General features: G+C 53.9%; 12 protein-coding genes. 8 read left to right on the forward strand and 4 right to left on the reverse strand.

Annotated features, from left to right (window positions below; genetic code table 11):
- The first annotated feature begins 7 nt into the window (after window positions 1-7).
- From GFC06_RS13895 to bglB, 6 genes are all read left to right on the forward strand, one after another.
- Entirely contained in the window at window positions 8-2,674 is a 2,667-nt protein-coding gene (locus GFC06_RS13895; protein ID WP_153690269.1) for an alpha-L-rhamnosidase, read from the forward strand.
- A gap of 140 nt (window positions 2,675-2,814) precedes the next feature.
- Complete coding sequence (gene flhB / locus GFC06_RS13900) at window positions 2,815-3,966, forward strand: flagellar biosynthesis protein FlhB (RefSeq protein ID WP_016153429.1); 1,152 nt, start codon at window positions 2,815-2,817, stop codon at window positions 3,964-3,966.
- Window positions 3,959-6,037, forward strand: coding sequence for a flagellar biosynthesis protein FlhA (gene flhA / locus GFC06_RS13905; protein ID WP_016153428.1), 2,079 nt, complete (start codon window positions 3,959-3,961; stop codon window positions 6,035-6,037). The genes flhB and flhA overlap by 8 nt, the downstream gene beginning before the upstream one ends.
- A complete protein-coding gene (gene flhE / locus GFC06_RS13910) occupies window positions 6,037-6,429 on the forward strand; it encodes a flagellar protein FlhE (RefSeq protein ID WP_016153427.1) in 393 nt (130 codons plus the stop codon). Before flhA ends, flhE begins: the two co-directional genes overlap by 1 nt.
- 262 nt (window positions 6,430-6,691) lie before the next feature.
- Window positions 6,692-8,278: an MFS transporter gene (locus GFC06_RS13915; RefSeq protein ID WP_016153426.1), complete on the forward strand. Its 1,587-nt coding sequence runs from the start codon at window positions 6,692-6,694 to the stop codon at window positions 8,276-8,278.
- Window positions 8,279-9,418: a beta-galactosidase BglB gene (gene bglB, locus GFC06_RS13920; protein ID WP_153690270.1), complete on the forward strand. Its 1,140-nt coding sequence runs from the start codon at window positions 8,279-8,281 to the stop codon at window positions 9,416-9,418.
- On the opposite strand, the gene mrdA is transcribed toward bglB, so the two are convergent.
- Together mrdA and argS are read right to left on the reverse strand one after the other, a co-directional pair.
- Window positions 9,390-11,309 carry a penicillin-binding protein 2 gene (gene mrdA, locus GFC06_RS13925; protein ID WP_016156805.1) on the reverse strand — a complete coding sequence of 640 codons (1,920 nt, stop codon included), beginning with the start codon at window positions 11,307-11,309 and terminating at the stop codon, window positions 9,390-9,392. The two genes, bglB and mrdA, sit on opposite strands and share 29 nt — an antisense overlap.
- Window positions 11,310-11,492: 183 nt before the next feature.
- Complete coding sequence (argS, locus tag GFC06_RS13930) at window positions 11,493-13,226, reverse strand: arginine--tRNA ligase (protein WP_016153423.1); 1,734 nt, start codon at window positions 13,224-13,226, stop codon at window positions 11,493-11,495.
- A gap of 238 nt (window positions 13,227-13,464) precedes the next feature.
- Between argS and GFC06_RS13935 the strand changes: the two genes are divergently transcribed.
- Together GFC06_RS13935 and cutC are read left to right on the forward strand one after the other, a co-directional pair.
- Window positions 13,465-14,031, forward strand: a complete 567-nt coding sequence (locus tag GFC06_RS13935) for a VOC family protein (protein ID WP_047502136.1) — start codon at window positions 13,465-13,467, stop codon at window positions 14,029-14,031.
- Between the two features lie 2 nt (window positions 14,032-14,033).
- Window positions 14,034-14,780 (forward strand): copper homeostasis protein CutC, encoded by a 747-nt coding sequence (gene cutC, locus GFC06_RS13940; protein WP_153690271.1) that lies wholly within the window; start codon window positions 14,034-14,036, stop codon window positions 14,778-14,780.
- A 167-nt stretch (window positions 14,781-14,947) separates the two neighbouring features.
- On the opposite strand, the gene cmoB is transcribed toward cutC, so the two are convergent.
- On the reverse strand, window positions 14,948-15,916 hold the full coding sequence (gene cmoB, locus GFC06_RS13945; protein WP_016153420.1) for a tRNA 5-methoxyuridine(34)/uridine 5-oxyacetic acid(34) synthase CmoB: 969 nt from the start codon (window positions 15,914-15,916) through the stop codon (window positions 14,948-14,950).
- The gene (gene cmoA / locus GFC06_RS13950) at window positions 15,913-16,656 is read right to left on the reverse strand and encodes a carboxy-S-adenosyl-L-methionine synthase CmoA (protein WP_016153419.1); all 744 of its coding nucleotides are present in this window, start codon (window positions 16,654-16,656) and stop codon (window positions 15,913-15,915) included. The genes cmoB and cmoA overlap by 4 nt, the downstream gene beginning before the upstream one ends.
- Window positions 16,657-16,666: the final 10 nt, after the last annotated feature.

Consider the following 16,666-nt stretch of genomic DNA (forward strand, 5'->3'; position numbering starts at 1 on the left):
AAAAATTATGTTGGCAGTAGAAAAGATTACGCTCAACTATGAAACCACGCTGACGGGCTGCGAAACGCTGCCGGTTTTCGGCTGGATAATCACCAGTACCTTGCGCGATGTACAGCAGCGTAGCTGGCGTTTGCAACTGTCGGCGCAAGAAGATTTTGCCCAATGCCTGTTTGACAGCGGCGAAATGCACGATGACCGCTCCAGTAATATCGAATTGCCCGACGTCGCCTGCCAGCACTCGACGCGCTATTTTGTGCGGGTGCATATTACCGACAACCACGGTGAAGAGAGCGGCTGGAGCCCGGCGGCAACGTTTATTACCGGCCTGCCAGCGCAAGCGTGGCAAGGGGTGTTTATCTCGGCTGAAACGCCGCAGGATAAAGACAACTCAAAAGGCACGTTGTTGCGCCATGCGTTCAGTTTGCCCGACGGTGATGACATTGTTTCGGCGGTGGTACACGCCAGCGCGCTGGGGCTGTACCAACTGTGGATCAACGGCGAAAAAGTCGGGCGTGATGAGTTATCGCCCGGCTGGACGAGCTACCACCACCATCTGTTGTATCAAACCTGGGATGTGACCGAGCACCTGCGAGAAGGCGAAAACGTGATTGGCGCGATGGTGGGAGCGGGTTGGTATAAAGGGGATATGAGCTTCAACCGCTATCGCAACTATTACGGCCAGCAGACGGGGTTTATTTGCCATATGGTGGTGACGCTCCGCGATGGTAGCCAGCGGATAATCGCCACGGATGCACACTGGCAGGGCTGCGATGACGCGATTTTGTTTGCTGAAATTTATGATGGCGAAGTGTATGACGCACGTCGGGAGCAGCGCGGCTGGAGCGAGCCAGCGTTTAGCGCCGGGCATTGGCGTGCGGTGACGACGCTTGCGGCAGAGACTTCGGTGCTGCAACCGCAAACGGCCTGCCCGGTACAAGAAATAGAACGGCTTGCGCCGTGCTCAATCATCACGACGCCAAAAGGCGAGACGGTGCTTGATTTTGGCCAGAACCTCAGCGGCTGGGTGGAGTTTCGGGTGCGCGGTGCGGCAGGTGAGCGCGTGGTGCTGCGCCATTTTGAAGTGCTGGATGCCGAAGGCAATGTTTATCTGGCGAACCTGCGCACCGCCAAACAGTGCATTGATTACACCTTACGCGGCGATGGCGAAGAATGTTATCACCCGCATTTTACCTTTCAGGGTTTCCGTTATGTGCTGATTGAACGTTGGCCTGGCACGCCGACGCGGGATGATTTTGTCGCGGTCGTGCTGCATTCCGCGATGACGCCGACGGGTCACATTGAAACCTCAAACGCGGATCTCAACCAACTGCATCACAACATCATGTGGGGGCTTAAGGGCAATTTCGTCGATATCCCAACCGACTGCCCGCAGCGCGATGAACGTCTGGGATGGACGGGCGATGCGCAAATTTTCTGCCGCACCGCCAGTTATCTGATGCAGACGCGCACTTTTTTTGCCAAATGGCTGACCGATCTTCAGCATGACCAAACGCCGGAGGGCGGTGTGCCGCACGTCATTCCCGATATCCTCACCGGCAAATGCGACAACGACCGCTTTTTATCCCACGGGCGCACCCATTCCGCCGCAGCCTGGGCCGATGCGGCGGTGATTAACCCGTGGACGCTGTACCTGATGTACGGCGATAAACAGACGCTGGCCCGCCAGTACAAAAGCATGAAAGCCTGGGTGGAGTTTATGCATGACAACGCTGTTGAGAACCAGTGGTCGTGGAAACTGCAGTTTGGCGATTGGGTTGCGCTGGATGCCAAAGAGGGCAGCTATTTTGGCGCAACGCCGAATGAACTGACCTGCATGGCCTACTATGCGTTGTCCACGCTGCTGCTGGCGAAATCAGCCAAAGCACTGGGAAATGACGTTGACCACACTCATTATCAGGCGCTGCATACCGCGATTGTCGAAAGCTTCCGCAATGAGTTTTTTACCGCCACCGGGCGGCTGGCGGCACGCACGCAAACGGCGCATATTCTGGCGCTTTACTTCCAGTTAGTGCCGGACGCGCACCGCGAGCGCACCGTGCAAACGCTGCTGGAACTGCTGGCGGAAAATGACGGTCATCTGGTGACGGGGTTTGTCGGCACCCCCTATTTCTGTCACGCATTGAGCGAAAACGGGCAGGCCGACGCGGCGTGGCAATTGCTGATGGAAGAGGACTTCCCAAGCTGGTTGTATCAGGTAAAGGCCGGGGCGACGACGATTTGGGAACACTGGGATGGCGTGAAACCGGATGGCACAATGTGGAGCCCGGACATGAACTCTTTCAACCATTATGCCTACGGGGCGATCGGTGAATGGCTGTATCGCGTGGCGGCGGGAATAAATACCGAAGAACACGCGCCGGGCTTTAAATCTTCTGTACTGCGGCCTGTTCCGGGCGGTGGCCTGACATGGCTGAAAGCGCGATACGGCTCGGTATATGGTGATATTGCCGTCTACTGGACGCAGGAACCGGCGCGCGATGGCTTGCAGACCATCACTCTTGAGGTAGATATTCCGCCGAATACTCACTCAATGGTGATCCTCGATGGCGCACAAACGCTGCTCGATACCGATGGCCTCGACTTCGCGCCAGTAGACGGCGGCTATGGCGCGCAGGTGGGATCGGGCCATTATCGCGTTATCTGGCAGCGCTAACCGCGTTATTGTCACGGCAGCGTTCGCGCTGTCGTGGCAAACGAACGCTCGAATTCCTCTGTTTTCGTTTCGCTATTCGACGCATTGGCAATGGTTGCGGTCGCGATAATACTCGTGACCGTGACGACGAGAGTAATGCCGTGGCAGAAGAAAGCGACGACGACAAAACAGAAGCCCCCACACCCCACCGACTTGAAAAAGCACGGGAAGAAGGGCAGGTCCCCCGATCCAAAGAACTGACCTCACTGCTTATTTTGCTGGTGGGCGTGTGCATTATCTGGATTGGCGGGGAGTCGCTTGCCCGCAGACTGGCCGGTATGCTGTCGGCCGGATTACGTTTTGACCACAGTATGGTCAATGACCCTAACCTGATCCTCAGCCAAATCATCCTGCTGATTAAAGACGCGATGATTGCGCTGTTACCGTTGATTACCGGCGTCGTTCTGGTGGCATTAATCTCCCCGGTGATGCTTGGCGGCTTGATTTTCAGCGGTAAATCTCTGCAGCCCAAGTTCTCTAAGCTGAATCCGTTGCCGGGCATTAAACGCATGTTTTCAGCGCAAACCGGGGCGGAACTGCTCAAAGCGATACTGAAGTCCACGCTGGTGGGGAGCGTGGCCGGATTTTATCTCTGGCATAACTGGCCGGCGATGATGCGTTTGATGGCGGAATCGCCGATTACGGCGATGGGCAACGCTCTGGATTTAGTTGGCATGTGCGCGCTGTTGGTGGTGCTTGGCGTTATTCCGATGGTGGGGTTCGACGTTTTTTTCCAGATTTACAGCCATCTGAAAAAGCTGCGCATGTCGCGTCAGGATATCCGTGACGAATTTAAGCAAAGCGAAGGCGACCCGCACGTTAAGGGCAAAATACGCCAAATGCAGCGCGCGGCCGCGCAGCGTCGCATGATGGCGGATGTGCCGAAAGCGGACGTGATTGTTACCAACCCCACGCACTATTCGGTGGCGTTGAAGTATGACGAGAACAAAATGAGCGCGCCGAAAGTTGTTGCCAAAGGCGCGGGGCTGGTGGCGCTGCGCATTCGTGAGATTGGCGCTGAACATCGAGTCCCTACGTTAGAAGCGCCGCCGCTGGCGCGTGCGCTATACCGTCATGCTGAGATTGGTCAACAAATACCGGGTCAATTATATGCCGCCGTTGCCGAAGTGCTGGCATGGGTATGGCAGCTAAAACGCTGGCGTCTCGCCGGCGGCAAGCGTCCACCACAACCTGAAAACCTTCCGGTGCCTGAAGCACTGGATTTCATGAACGAGAAGAATACTGATGGCTAATCTGGTCGCGATGTTGCGTTTGCCCAGCAACCTGAAATCCACGCAACTGCAAATCCTTGCCGGACCGATCCTTATCCTGCTGATCCTGTCGATGATGGTGTTGCCGTTGCCGGCTTTCGTCCTCGATTTGCTGTTCACGTTTAACATTGCGCTGTCGATCATGGTGCTGCTGGTGGCGATGTTCACCCAGCGTACGCTGGAGTTTGCCGCATTCCCGACGATTTTGCTGTTTACCACATTATTACGCCTCGCCCTGAACGTTGCGTCGACGCGTATCATTTTAATGGAAGGGCATACCGGCGCGGCGGCGGCGGGAAAGGTGGTTGAAGCTTTTGGTCACTTCCTCGTGGGCGGTAACTTTGCGATCGGTATCGTGGTCTTCGTTATTCTCGTCATTATCAACTTTATGGTTATCACCAAAGGTGCCGGACGTATCGCCGAGGTTGGCGCGCGCTTCGTGCTGGATGGTATGCCCGGCAAGCAGATGGCGATTGATGCGGATTTGAATGCGGGTCTGATTGGCGAAGATGAAGCCAAAAAACGACGCTCGGAGGTGACGCAGGAAGCGGATTTCTACGGCTCTATGGATGGTGCGAGTAAATTCGTACGTGGAGATGCCATCGCCGGTATTTTGATCATGGTGATCAACGTGGTCGGCGGTCTGTTAGTCGGGGTGTTGCAGCATGGTATGAGCATGGGTAGCGCAGCGGAAAGTTATACCCTGCTGACCATTGGTGACGGGCTGGTGGCGCAAATTCCTGCGCTGGTAATCTCCACCGCGGCGGGGGTTATCGTGACCCGCGTGAGTACCGACCAGGACGTAGGCGAACAGATGGTGACCCAACTGTTCAGTAATCCTAGTGTCATGCTGCTTAGTGCGGCGGTGCTTGGTCTTTTGGGTCTGGTTCCGGGCATGCCGAACCTGGTGTTTTTGATGTTTACCGCCGCGTTACTGGGTCTGGCCTGGTGGATGCGTGGTCGTGAGCAAAAAGCCCCGGATGAGCCGCAGCCGGTGAAAATGCCGGAAAACAACTCCGTGGTGGAAGCAACATGGAATGACGTACAGCTGGAGGATTCCCTGGGGATGGAGGTAGGCTACCGCCTGATCCCAATGGTGGACTTTCAGCAAGATGGCGAGTTGCTGGGGCGAATTCGCAGTATTCGTAAGAAATTTGCCCAGGATATGGGTTTTCTGCCGCCGGTGGTACATATCCGCGACAATATGGATCTGCAGCCGGCCCGCTATCGTATTTTGATGAAAGGGGTGGAAATTGGCAGCGGTGACGCCTATCCGGGACGCTGGCTGGCCATTAACCCTGGTACTGCCGCCGGGTCACTGCCGGGCGAGAAAACGGTCGATCCGGCTTTCGGTCTGGACGCTATCTGGATTGAAAGCGCATTGAAGGAACAGGCGCAGATTCAGGGCTTTACGGTTGTTGAAGCCAGTACCGTTGTCGCCACGCACCTTAATCACCTGATTGGGCAGTTCGCTGCTGAGCTGTTTGGCCGTCAGGAGGCGCAACAGCTACTGGATCGCGTCTCGCAGGAGATGCCAAAACTGACGGAAGACCTGGTCCCGGGCGTCGTGACGCTCACTACGCTGCATAAAGTGCTGCAGAACTTACTGGATGAGAAAGTACCGATTCGCGATATGCGCACCATTCTCGAAACGCTGGCTGAACATGCACCGCTGCAAAACGATCCGCATGAGCTTACCGCGGTGGTACGTGTTGCGTTGGGACGCGCCATCACTCAGCAGTGGTTCCCGGGTAATGAAGAGGTTCAGGTTATCGGCCTTGATACCCCGCTCGAACGTTTGCTTCTGCAGGCGCTGCAGGGCGGCGGCGGTCTGGAGCCGGGTCTTGCAGACCGACTGCTGGCCCAGACTCAGGAAGCGCTGTCCCGTCAGGAAATGTTGGGTGCGCCGCCGGTCTTGCTGGTCAACCACGCGTTGCGTCCGTTACTGGCACGCTTTTTACGTCGCAGCATTCCGCAACTGGTGGTGTTATCGAACATGGAGCTGTCTGACAACCGCCATATCCGTATGACGGCGACTATTGGAGGTAAGTAATGCGTAAATTACTGTGGTTGTTGTTTTTTCCTCTGGTAGCGCAGGCTGCCGGAGAAGGCGCCTGGCAGGCCAGCGGTATGGGGATTACTTTAAATCACCGCGGCCAGTCAGCCTCGTCTTCACCTCTGACGCCCAGCCAGCCGGTCTCGGGGTTGATGACGCTGGTGGCCTGGCGCTATGAGCTCAATGGCCCAACGCCCGCGGGTTTACGGGTGCGTTTATGTTCTCAGTCCCGCTGTGTTGAGCTGGACGGGCAAAGCGGGACCACCAACGGATTCAATAATGTTCCCGCCATCGAACCGATGCATTTTGTCTGGGAAGTACCCGGTGGCGGTCGCCTGATCCCCGCCTTACAGGTTCAGAGCAATCAGGTGATTGTGAACTATCGTTAACGCCTCCCTTCATTCCGGCCAGCAGCAGAAACTGCTGGCTGCTTCGCAATTCTAGTCCGCCTCTTTGATTAAATAGAAACGCTGTTTTATAAAATAGGTGACATACGTTGCCGGACTCTTTGTGCTGTTGCCATTTCACGAATACCCCTGGCAAAAATAGAAAGGTTTCACTTGCTGTTAGCTTTTACTGTGGCCCTGTAAGGAGGCCCAATGTCAAAGCGAGGATTGCGGGGCCTCCCAATAATGTGCAGGGGTAACGGCAATGAATACACGTAAAATTGGGTTGGTTAACTATTTTGCCTACGGTTCGGGGGATTTTTTAGGCGCAGGCACCACGGCGTTAACCGCGGCCTGGCTACTCTATTTTTACACGACGTTCTGTGGCCTGACGCCAATCGAAGCAACCTTTATCTTCGCTACCGCCAGGGTGTTGGATGCCGTTGTTAGCCCATTAATGGGTTTTTTAACCGATAACTTTGGCTCCACCTGGCTCGGCAAACGCTTTGGGCGACGCAAGTTTTTTATTCTGTTGGGGATACCCTGTGTCTTTAGCTACTCACTAATGTGGGTGGGTGATATGGGGTTCTGGTACTACCTGCTCACCTATCTGATTTTTGACGTGGTCTACACCATGATTCTGGTGCCATACGAAACGCTGGTACCCGAAATGACCGATGACTTTAAACAGAAAACCAAATTCTCCGGCGCGCGCATTTCGATGGCGCAAATGTCTGCCATTCTGGCCTCATTCTTACCTGGCGTTCTGCTGACGCTGTTTGGCAAGGACAACCCCGTCTCTTTTTTCTACGCCAGCCTGGTGTTTTCTGTGCTGTGTGCACTGATGCTGACCTTCGTCTGGTTCTTTACCTGGGAACGCCCACGGGAAGAGTGGACTGAGGCGGCGCTGCGAGCCGAAGAAGAGAAGAAAAGCCTGACCTTGAGTCAGAGTATGAACCGTTTATTTGTGGAACTGAGTTCAACACTGCGCATCCGTATCTTTCGCCAGCATTTAGGAATGTATCTTGGCGGCTATATTGCCCAGGACGTCTTTAACGCCGTCTTTACTTACTATGTGGTGTTTGTGCTGATGCAGGAAGCATCGATGGCGTCAAACCTGCTGGGTACGATGGCTATCTTCCAGTTTATTGCCGTTATCGCCATGATCCCATTGTGCATCCGTTTCGGGCCTGCGCCGTCTTATCGCATGGTGGTCGTCCTGTTTGGCCTCAGTTCACTCTCCTATGCGGGGCTGTATTACGCCGGATTAAGCGATGTTTATTCTCTGTTGCTATTGGTTTCCGCCGTTGCGGGTTTAGGACGCGGTGGTATCAACTACGTTCCCTGGAATATCTACACCTATATTGCCGACGTTGACGAAGTGATTACCGGTCAGCGTCGGGAAGGGATCTTCGCCGGCATTATGACGTTAACGCGAAAAGCGTCGCAGGCTGGAGCGGTGATGCTGGTGGGGATTGTGATGCAGTTGTCTGGTTTTGTCTCCGGTCAGAGCGCACAACCCGCGGCGGTCAGCCATACCATCCTGTTAATTCTGAGCTGCGGAACGCTGATTGTTCTGGCGCTGGGTTTCCTGGTTTCCTTGCGCTTCAAACTGAACCTGCAAACGCACAGCACCCTGCGTGAAGAGACAGCAAAAATGCGTGAGTCCGGGCAACCCGTGCTGGAAGGACTTTCCGCTAAAGGACGCGCGACCGTAGAGATGCTATCGGGCATGCCTTATGAATCACTTTGGGGTAACAACAATATTGGTTACCTGAATCGTAATAAACCAGCGGCACCAAAACTGGAAAAGGGTGCTGTATTGAATTCGACATTGACAGAGGTTAAGTAAATGATTGTTTATCCGGTTAAACACAGTCCATTGTTGCGCCAGCCAGAACATTTTATTGCCAGGGATGAATTAAAAGCGTTGATCAAAAAGGTGACGCATAACCTGGTCAATATTCATGATGAGACCGGCGAGTTCTTGCTACGTCTGGATGACGGACGCGTTATTGATACCAAAGGCTGGGCGGGATGGGAGTGGACGCACGGCATCGGCTTGTACGGGATGTATCAGTATTATCAGCAAACCGGCGATGCCACGATGCGCGATATTATCGACAGCTGGTTTGCCGATCGCTTTGCGGAAGGTGCAACGACCAAAAACGTCAACACCATGGCGCCGTTTTTAACGCTGGCATATCGCTATGAAGAGACGCGTAATCCCGCGTATCTGCCGTGGCTCGACAGCTGGGCTGAGTGGGCAATGCATGATATGCCGCGTACCCAATTCGGCGGTATGCAGCACATTACGCTGGCGGAAGAAAATCACCAGCAGATGTGGGATGACACGTTGATGATGACGGTCTTACCGCTGGCGAAGATTGGCAAGTTGCTCAACCGTCCCGAGTATATTGAAGAGGCAACCTATCAGTTCCTGCTGCACGTGCAAAACCTGATGGATAAAGAAACGGGGCTGTGGTTCCACGGCTGGAGCTATGAAGGACAGCATAACTTCGCCAACGCTCGCTGGGCGCGTGGCAACAGCTGGTTAACTATAGTCATCCCGGATTTCCTCGAATTAGTTGATTTGCCGGAAAACAATGCAGTGCACCGCTATCTGGTGCAAGTTTTGAACGCGCAAATCGCGGCGCTGGCGAAGTGCCAGGATGAAAGCGGACTGTGGCACACCTTGCTGGACGACCCGCAGTCGTATCTTGAAGCCTCGGCAACCGCCGGATTTGCCTATGGGATCCTCAAAGCGGTACGTAAACGCTATGTCGGACAAGACTATGCGGCTGTAGCCGAAAAAGCGATCAGAGGCATTGTGCAACATATTTCGCCGGAAGGTGAATTGCTGCATACCTCGTTTGGTACCGGGATGGGCCACAATCTCGATTTCTACCGCAACATCCCCCGGACCTCCATGCCTTACGGTCAGGCGATGGCGATGCTGTGCCTTACCGAATACTTGCGTAAGTATTTTTGATATCGGTGTCCGATGGCGTTGCGGCTATCGGACCCGCTTGAGCGTCGTCGTCCTGCGCAGCAAACAGATGATCCATGATTTGACGCATGACTGGTGCGGCGGTGACGCCATCGCTGCCGCCGTTTTCCAGAATTAACGCTATGGCGACTTTTGGGTTCTTATATGGCGCAAATGCGGTATAGAACACGTGGTCGCGCAGACGCACGGGGATCATTTTCGCATCGTAGGTCTGATTTTCTTTCAGGCTAAAGACCTGTGATGTGCCACTTTTCGCTGCAATGCCGTAAGGCGCGGTGTGAAAGAACTTATAACCGGTACCGTTTGGCTCATTCGCCATGCCGAACATCGCTTGACGCACCAGTCCCCAGTAGGGGGACGAAGCAGAGGCAATTTGTGACGGTGCTTCGGGAGCCTGGTACGGCGTGATGACTTTTCCGCTCTCTTCATCACGTAGCAGGTGAGGGGCGATAACCTTGCCATTGTTAATCAGCGCGACCATGGCTTTTACCATCTGGATCGGCGTGGCAATCCAGTAGCCCTGGCCGATGCCAACCGAAATGGTATCTCCCTGATACCAGGCTTTTTTATGCACTTTCTGCTTCCATTCGCGGCTCGGGAGCAGGCCGTTATACTCCTCACCAAGATCGATGCCGGTCGGTTTGCCATAGCCAAACTGGCTGAGCATGCTGTTAATACGGTCAATCCCCATCATATATGCCACCTGATAAAAGAACGTGTCGGCAGATTCTTCAATTGCTTTGGTGACATCCAGCATACCGTGGCCCGTTTTTTTCCAGTCACGGTAATGTCGCTCCGTGCCGGGGAGCGTCCAGGTGGGGGCGCCGAAGAAACGGGTCTGCGGCGTGATCACGCCGTCCAGTAATGCTGACATCGCCATATACGGTTTGACCGTGGAGGCGGGAGGATACAACCCTTGCGTGACGCGGTTGATTAACGGCAGGTCCTTATCCTGAAGCAGCTTGTTATAGTCCTGATAGCTAATACCTTTGACAAACGGGTTGGGGTCATAGCTGGGGTTCGAAACCATTGCCAGCACGGAACCGTCATGCGGATCCTCAACCAAAACGGCGGCCCGCTGGCCCACCAACAGACTCTCAATATATTGCTGTAAATGGAGGTCCAGCGTCAGATGGATATCTTTTCCGGCAACGGGCGGCACATCTTTGATCAGGCGTACGATGCGTCCGTGGTTATCAACTTCGACCTCCTGATAACCGGTTTTCCCATGCAGTTCATTTTCATAGTAGTGCTCAATACCCTGCTTACCGATGTTGTGATCGGCGGCGTAGTTCTCTGTCAGGCCTTTTTGATCCAGCGCTTTCAGGTCGTTGTCATTGATTTTTGACACATAGCCAAGGACATGCGCCAGCGCTGCGCCATAAGGGTACTGGCGGTCTTCATAGCTATTGATATTGACGCCGCTGAAATGAAACTGGTTAACCGAGAAGCGGGCGATTTCCACATCGGTCAGCGCATTTTTTAGCACGACCGGGCGATAGCGGCTGCTGGCTTTCAGCGCATGGCGAAACTGGTCAATGTCATCAGGAGTGAGGTCAATGATAGGCGTGAGCTGCCTGATCAGGGCATTCATATCACTGATTTTATAAGGTGTAACGGAAATGTCGTACCAGGTTACGTTGCGCACCAGCGGGATGCCGTTGCGATCGTAAATCATGCCACGCGTCGGGGCCACGGGCAGCATTTTGATGTCGTTTGCATTCGAGCGGGTGGTGTAATACTGGTGCTGACAGATTTGTAAGTTGTAGAGATTGTAAATCAGGATGCCAAAGCAGATGACCACCAGGCCAAAGGCCACCAATACACGCCGCTGGAAGAGTTTTTCCTCCGCCTCAAAATCTCTGAATGTCATTGACCCGTACCCGATTAATTCGCCGCCTCATGATACGGAGGCTTAAACGGGATGACAGGCAAAAAATGTTCCATATCTCTACGGAAATGTGTCATTCCTTGTGAGTTGTTACAGATTGCCTGTTACAGAAATAAAAAAGGCCTGAGTCCGAATTTCGGAGTCAGGCCTGATAGGTGAGCTGATTTACATACGTTCTACGGTTTCGATACCCAGCGTATCCAGACCCAGCTTCAGGGTTTTCGCCGTCAACTGTGCCAGTTTCAGGCGGCTGTTACGAATCTCTTCGTTTTCAGCGCTAAGGATTGGGCAGTGCTCGTAGAAGCCGGAGAACAGACCGGCAACGTCGTACAGGTAAGCACACATCACGTGCGGCGTACCTTCACGTGCAACAACGGTCAACGTTTCTTCAAACTGCAGCAGACGCGCAGCCAGCTGAGCCTCGCGATCTTCACTGATAATCACCTGCGCATTTGCCAGCGCGCTTTCGTCGATATCCGCTTTACGGAACACGGACAGTACGCGGGTGTAGGCGTACTGCATATACGGCGCAGTGTTCCCTTCGAACGCCAGCATATTGTCCCAGTCGAAGATGTAGTCGGTGGTACGGTTTTTGGACAGATCGGCATATTTCACCGCGCCGATACCGACCGCATTCGCCAGTTTTTCCAGCTCGTCGGCAGGCATGTCCGGGTTCTTCTCCGCTACCAGACGGCGTGCGCGTTCCAGCGCTTCATCCAGCAGATCGGCCAGTTTAACCGTGCCACCCGCACGGGTTTTGAACGGCTTGCCGTCTTTACCCAGCATCATACCGAACATGTGGTGTTCCAGCGGCACAGAGTCCGGCACATAACCGGCTTTACGCACGATGGTCCAGGCCTGCATTAAGTGCTGATGCTGACGGGAGTCGATGTAATAAAGTACGCGGTCGGCATGCAGCGTTTCATAACGGTACTTGGCGCAGGCGATGTCGGTCGTGGTGTAGAGATAGCCGCCATCTTTCTTCTGAATGATTACGCCCATCGGTTCACCTTCCTTGTTCTTATACTCATCAAGGAATACGACGGTAGCGCCTTCGCTTTCAACAGCCAGGCCTTTAGCTTTGAGATCGGCCACGATGCCAGGCAGCATCGGGTTGTACAGGCTTTCACCCATGACGTCGTCACGGGTCAGGGTGACGTTCAGGCGATCGTAGGTTAACTGGTTTTGCGACATGGTGATGTCGACCAGTTTGCGCCACATCTCACGGAAGTACTCGTCGCCGCCTTGCAGCTTCACGACATAACTCCGGGCACGTTCCGCGAAGGCTTCATCTTCGTCGTAATGTTTTTTCGCATCACGGTAGAAACCTTCAAGGTCAGCCAGCGCCATCTCGCCAGCATTTTCCTGCTGCTGTTTTTCCAGCCATGCGATGAGCATACCGAACTGAGTACCCCAGTCGCCGACGTGGTTGGCGCGGATAACATTGTGGCCGAGGAACTCCAGCGTACGCACCGCAGCGTCACCGATGATGGTGGAACGCAGGTGACCAACGTGCATCTCTTTCGCTACGTTAGGTGCGGAGTAATCAACCACAACGGTTTGTTTAGCCGGTTGGGTGACGCCCAGACGATCGGAAGCCAGCGCCTGCTGAACGTGCTGCGCCAGAAATGCCGGATCGAGAAAAATATTGATAAAGCCCGGGCCTGCAATTTCAACTTTGCTGGCGATCCCGTTGAGATCCAAATGAGTCAGCACCTGCTCAGCCAGTTGTCGCGGCGCCATACCCAGTTTTTTAGCGACAGCCATCATGCCGTTAGCCTGATAGTCGCCGAACTGTACTTTTGCTGACTGACGAACCTGCGGTTCGCAATCTGCAGGCGCGCCTGCAGCAATCATGGCCTGACTGACTTTTTCTGAGAGAAGAGCCTGAATATTCACCGGAATACCTTACATTTATGAAGCGGCTTAAAATGCACCGCACCAGTTTAAGAATTAAGGGCGGGAGTATACTGCAAATGCCCGTTGCCGTCAGCATTGCGAGTATCGCCAGCAGCCTGAAATATAAACATTGTCATTACGTATAATTATTCATATTGCGCTTAAGAAAATCAGCAGTTGGTTGGGGCTGCGCAACAGGGTAAATTAGCGGCTTTGAATATGGATATGAGCTTTCATTATGGCGAACTGGCAAACAGTTGCAGAACTGCATGATATTTCCGCAGATTTACCGCATTTCATTCAGGCGTTAACGGATCTTTCCACTCGCCTTGGGCTGGATGTCTCATCGCTTGAAGCCGATCACATTTCTCTGCGTTGTCATCAAAATACCACCGCAGAGCGCTGGCGTCGTGGGTTTGAACAGTGCGGCGAATTGCTGTCAGAAAATATCATCAATGGCCGACCGATTTGCTTGTTCAAACTCGATGAGCCAGTTTGTGTGCAACACTGGCAATTTACTATCGTAGAACTGCCGTGGCCGGGCGAAAAGCGCTATCCGCATGAAGGCTGGGAGCATGTTGAAATTGTTCTGCCGGGTGAGGTGGAAACGCTGAATGCACGAGCGCTGGCGCTGCTTTCAGATCACGGGCTGAGCCAGCCGGGTATATTTGTAAAAACCAGTTCGCCAAAAGGCGAGCGCGAACGTTTACCGAATCCAACGCTGGCGGTCAGCGATGGCAGCGTGACGATAAAATTCCATCCGTGGTCGATTGAAGCCATTGTGGCAAGCGAACGTCAGGAGTGAGTATGGCATTACTGGAAATCTGCTGTTACAGCATGGAGTGCGCACGCACGGCGCAGCAAAACGGCGCGGATCGCATTGAGCTTTGCTCGGCGCCCAAAGAGGGGGGCTTAACGCCGTCCCTGGGCGTCTTGCGTTCGGTTCGCCAGCATATCTCGATTCCGGTCAATCCCATTATTCGCCCGCGCGGGGGCGACTTTTGTTACACCGACGGTGAATTCGCTGCAATGCTGGATGATATTGCGATGGTAAGAGATCTGGGGTTCTCAGGGTTGGTAACCGGCATTTTAGATGCAGAGGGTGATGTCGATATGCCGCGCATGGAGAAAATAATGATCGCGGCGGGACCGCTGCACGTCACTTTTCATCGGTCCTTTGACATGTGCGCTAACCCACTCAATGCGCTAAAAAAATTAGCTGATTTGGGCATCGCCAGAGTGCTGACTTCCGGGCAAAAATCAGATGCGGCGCAAGGTTTAACAAAAATAATGGAACTTATTGCGCAGGTGGATGCTCCAATCATTATGGCCGGAGCGGGGGTTCGCGCCTCGAATTTGTCCCTGTTCCTTGATGCTGGAGTGCAGGAAGTCCACAGTTCTGCCGGAGTATGGTTGGCTTCCCCCATGCGTTATCGCAATTCGGGGTTGTCGATGTCTTCGGATGCACAGGCGGATGAGTATTCACGCTATGCGGTAGACGGGGCGGCGGTTGCGGAAATGAAAGCAATCATTGCACACCACCAGGCCAGCTGATTTTTACCGTTGCATCATGTCGCCCAATATGATGCTTGCTCGTACCAGGCCCCTGCAATTTCAACAGGGGCCTTTTTTTATCCTGCATATTTCAAGCCGCAGCGGAGTTGTCTGCCTTGCTGCAAGTTGAACTATTTTGCAGAAAGAGTGCTATCTGGCAAAAATGATTACGGCTTACGTGCAATCAATACCGCGCGTAATGGGGCCGGGTAGCCTTCCACCGTTTTGCTGTGATCGTTCGGGTCGAGGAAGTCGGCCAGGGATTCGGTTATCATCCACTCGGTGCGGCGCTGCTCTTCGGTGGTGGTGACGCAGACATCAGCGATGCGCACATCAACAAACCCACATTTTTCCAGCCAGTTTTTTAACGCCAGCGCAGAAGGAATAAAGTAAACGTTACGCATCTGTGCGTAGCGATCGCCCGGTACCAGTACGGTATTTTCATCACCTTCGACGACCAGCGTTTCCAGTACCAGTTCGCCATCTTTCACCAACTGATCCTTCAACTGCCACAGGTGTTCCAGCGGTGAACGGCGGTGATAAAGCACTCCCATGGAGAATACGGTATCAAAGGCGTTGAGCGCCGGAAGCTGCTCAATACCCAGCGGCAGCAGGTGAGCGCGTTGGTCATTGCCCAGCAGTTTACGCACTGCCTCGAACTGGCACAGAAACAGTTGGGTAGGATCGATGCCAACCGCCAGATGCGCCCCCGCGCCAATCATGCGCCACATGTGATATCCACTCCCGCAGCCGACATCAAGAATGGTGCGCCCGGTGAGGTCAGACAAGTGCGGCAGAACGCGATCCCATTTCCAGTCCGAGCGCCACTCGGTATCTATATTGACGCCGTACAACGAGTACGGCCCTTTACGCCATGGCATCAGGTTACGCATCAGGGTGTCGATACGTTTGAGCTGACCGTCGCTGAGCGGCTCATCGCTTTCGGCGGTAACGCTATGCAGTAAGTCCAGGCGATGCGGCGTCAGCTCGGGCAGAAACTCGACCGCATTTGACCACTGCTTAAACAAACCGTGCTGATCGCGCTGCCAGGTCGCGATTTGCGCCGGGAGCGTTTCCAGCCAATGGGAAAGGTGATTTTTGGCAATCAGTTGATAAAAGTTACCAAAGTCGATCATGCGCTAACCTCGGCTTTCAGTGCCACCAGAGAACCAAAGTTAAAGCACTGGAACCACAATTCGCTGTGTTCAAAGCCCGCCTGATGCAGTCTCGCTTTGTGCGTTTCGACCGAGTCGGTCAGCATCACGTTCTCCAGCATGCTGCGCTTTTGACTGATTTCCAGCTCGCTATAGCCATTTGCCCGTTTGAAATCGTGGTGCATGTTGAACAGCAGCTCGCCAACGTTAGCGTCTTCGAAACTGAATTTTTCAGACAGTACCAGCGCGCCGCCGGGGTTCAGCCCCTGATAAATCTTATCCAACAATGCCTGGCGCTCAGGTGGCTCAAGGAATTGCAGGGTAAAATTCAGCACCACCATCGAGGCGTTTTCGATAGTAATGTTGCGAATATCGCCTTCGACAACGTCAACCGGTGTCGGCGCTTTATAGGCGTCAATATGACGGCGGCAGCGCTCAACCATAGCCGGGGAGTTATCAACGGCAATAATTTTGCAATTCTCGTGATGAATATTGCGACGCACCGAGAGCGTCGCAGCGCCCAGAGAACAGCCCAGATCGTAGACCTGTGTGTTGGGTTGTACGAAACGTTCGGCCAACATCCCAATCATAGAAATGATATTGGAATAGCCAGGAACGGATCGCTGGATCATATCCGGGAAGACTTCAGCTACCCGTTCATCAAAGGTCCAGTCACCCAGACTGGCGATAGGCGCAGAAAAAAGCGTGTCGCGGTGAGACATAACGTAAAAA

This window comes from Citrobacter braakii, from assembly GCF_009648935.1.
Classification (GTDB): Bacteria; Pseudomonadota; Gammaproteobacteria; order Enterobacterales; family Enterobacteriaceae; genus Citrobacter; species Citrobacter braakii.